This is a genomic window from Pannonibacter carbonis (assembly GCF_003012935.1).
Lineage (GTDB): Bacteria > Pseudomonadota > Alphaproteobacteria > Rhizobiales > Stappiaceae > Pannonibacter > Pannonibacter carbonis.
In genome coordinates this window covers 1-2,450 of the sequence record NZ_PUDR01000031.1, presented here as the reverse complement: position 1 = coordinate 2,450, position 2,450 = coordinate 1, and the positions used below count along the sequence as shown (strand labels likewise).

At 62.9% G+C, this 2,450-nt stretch carries 3 protein-coding genes; all 3 read right to left on the bottom strand.

Annotated features, from left to right (window positions below; translation table 11 throughout):
- Positions 1-16: 16 nt before the first annotated feature.
- Positions 17-1,555 (bottom strand): IS66 family transposase, encoded by a 1,539-nt coding sequence (gene tnpC, locus C8348_RS21835; protein WP_106755424.1) that lies wholly within the window; start codon positions 1,553-1,555, stop codon positions 17-19.
- A 68-nt stretch (positions 1,556-1,623) separates the two neighbouring features.
- Positions 1,624-1,977, bottom strand: a complete 354-nt coding sequence (gene tnpB / locus C8348_RS21830; protein WP_106755423.1) for an IS66 family insertion sequence element accessory protein TnpB — start codon at positions 1,975-1,977, stop codon at positions 1,624-1,626.
- Positions 1,974-2,366, bottom strand: coding sequence for an IS66-like element accessory protein TnpA (gene tnpA, locus C8348_RS22565; RefSeq protein WP_106755422.1), 393 nt, complete (start codon positions 2,364-2,366; stop codon positions 1,974-1,976). The genes tnpB and tnpA overlap by 4 nt, the downstream gene beginning before the upstream one ends.
- Positions 2,367-2,450: the final 84 nt, after the last annotated feature.

The window sequence follows — 2,450 nt, the reverse complement described above, 5'->3', positions numbered from 1 at the left end:
GTAAGCGGTGTGCCGGTCACACCTCTGCAGCGAAGTTCCATGGAAGCAGTTCAACGACCTTACCCTGCTGATGGCCGTTGGCGACGGCACTGAGGGTTGAGCTCAGCCAAGCGTGAGGATCCACAGCGTTCAGCTTGCAGGTTTCGATGAAGGAGGCGATGACGGCCCAGTTTTCGGCACCGGTATCATGACCGGCAAAGAGCGCATTCTTCCGGTTCAGTGCAATCGGGCGGATTGTCCGCTCGACGGCATTATTGTCCAGTTCGATGTGCCCATCAGTCAGGAACAGCACCAGCCCCGCCCAGTATTTGGCGATGTAGCTCAATGCCTCTCCGAGAGGTGCCTTCGCCGAGACGCGGCTGCGATGGTGATCAAGCCAGTCTTTTATTCGCGCCACAGCCGGTGCTGACCGCTTGTGGCGCACGGCGAGCCGGTCATCGGGCTCCAGTCCCCGGATGTCGGCTTCGATGGCATAGAGCTGGCGGATCAGGCGCACACCCTCTTCGGCGATCGGGGCGGGACCCGTGCGGGTGATCTCTACCAGTTTGCGACGCGCATGGGCCCAGCAATAGGCGAGCGTGATGTCCGGCCCGACGCGACCTGGTGCGAGCAACCGGTTGTAGCCGGCATAACCATCGACCTGAAGAATGCCGCCAAAGCCCTGCAAGATCCGTTCTGCATGAAGGCCACTTCGGCCCGGGGCATAGGTGAAGGCAACACCGGGTGGTGCGGTGCCATTCCAGGGGCGATCATCACGGGCCAGCGCCCAGAAGTATCCGGTCTTGGCCTTTCGGGCCCCAGGATCGAGCACCGGTGCGCGGGTTTCGTCCATGAACAGTTTCGATGACCTTTTCAGGTCTGCCATCAAGGCATCGTAGACCGGACGCAGCTCGAAGGCCGCCCGACCGACCCAATCGGCCAGCGTTGAGCGGTCCAGATCAACACCCTGGCGGCTGTAAATCTGCGCCTGGCGATAGAGCGGAAGGTGATCGGCATACTTGCTGACCAGCACATGGGCGACCATGGCCTCGGTCGGCAACCCGCCGGGGATCAGCCGAGCGGGCGCCGGTGCCTGCACCACGCCGTCGGTGCAGGACCGGCAAGCATATTTGGGGCGGTGGGTGACAATCACCTGGAACTGGGCCGGGATCACGTCCAGCCGTTCGGACACGTCTTCGCCAATGCGGTGCAGACCACCGCCGCAGCCACAGACCAGGCTTTCGGGCTCGATGATCTGCTCGATCCGCGGCAGGTGCCTGGGGAGCGAACCACGATTGGCGCTGCGTGGTTTGGCCGATCGCCGTGCCGCACGATCCTCTGCATCTTCCTCGGCATGGATCGCCGCGATGGCCGTTTCCAGATCCTCCAGCGCCAGATCGAACTGGTCCGGATCGCTCTTTTCCGACCTGCGCCCGAAGGCCGCCTGCCTGAACGCGGCGACCAGCTTTTCCAGCTGTGCGATCCGCTCGTCCTTGCGTTGGTTGCGCGCCTCCGCGGCAACAAGCATCGCCTTGAGGGCGGCAATATCGTCGGGAAGTTCGGTGCTATCGAGCATGCCCGCAATCTACCAGATCAAGCACCGCATTCCCGCAAAAAGACAGGCCCTGAGTCATCCTGCCGCAGTCATTCCACCGCTTCTGGAGCCCGTGCTTCCACTGCCAGAACCCGGCGCCAGTCGAGTCCAGAGAACAGGGCCTCGAACTGCGCGTGGCTCAGCGTCATCAGCCCGTCCCTCACCGCAGGCCAGGTGAAGCTGTGCTCTTCCAGCCGCTTGTAGGCCATGACCAATCCGGTGCCATCCCAGTAGAGCAGCTTCAGCCGGTCGGTCTTCTTGGCGCGGAACACAAAGACAGTGCCCGTAAACGGGTCCTTGTGCAGCTCGTTCTTCACCAACGCTGCCAGGCTGTCGTGGCCTTTGCGGAAGTCGATCGGTCTGGTCGCCACCAGGATCCGCACCCGGTTGGAGGGCAAGATCATGAGGGCGCCATCAGCGCGTGGACCACCGAGGCAATCCGGGCCGCCGAAGCGCCTGGCTCCAGCCGGACGGTCACCGAACCCACAACGACCTCCGGCCCAGCCGATGCAGCTGGTACCGCCGCCGTCACGGCCTCAACAACCGGTGCGACCATCAGAGCCGCAAACTCGACCGGATCCTCTGGTGCCGGCAGCACCAGCTTCCCATTCCGCGCAAGTGTTCGCCAAGAGGAGACATGGTTGGCCTTCAGCCCATGCCGCGTCGCAACTGCACTTACACTCGCTCCCGGCCGCAGTGTCTCGGCGACAATCCGCGCCTTCACATCATCGGGCCATTGCCGATTGCGACGCCGCCTCGCCCCATTTGTGAGAAGCTCCATTGGAGCGTCCATGGACAAACTCCCGCACTGACATCAATCACTGCGCAATCGCATGGCTCACAACCGAGCGGAAGGTGAGGATACAACATCGCTTAC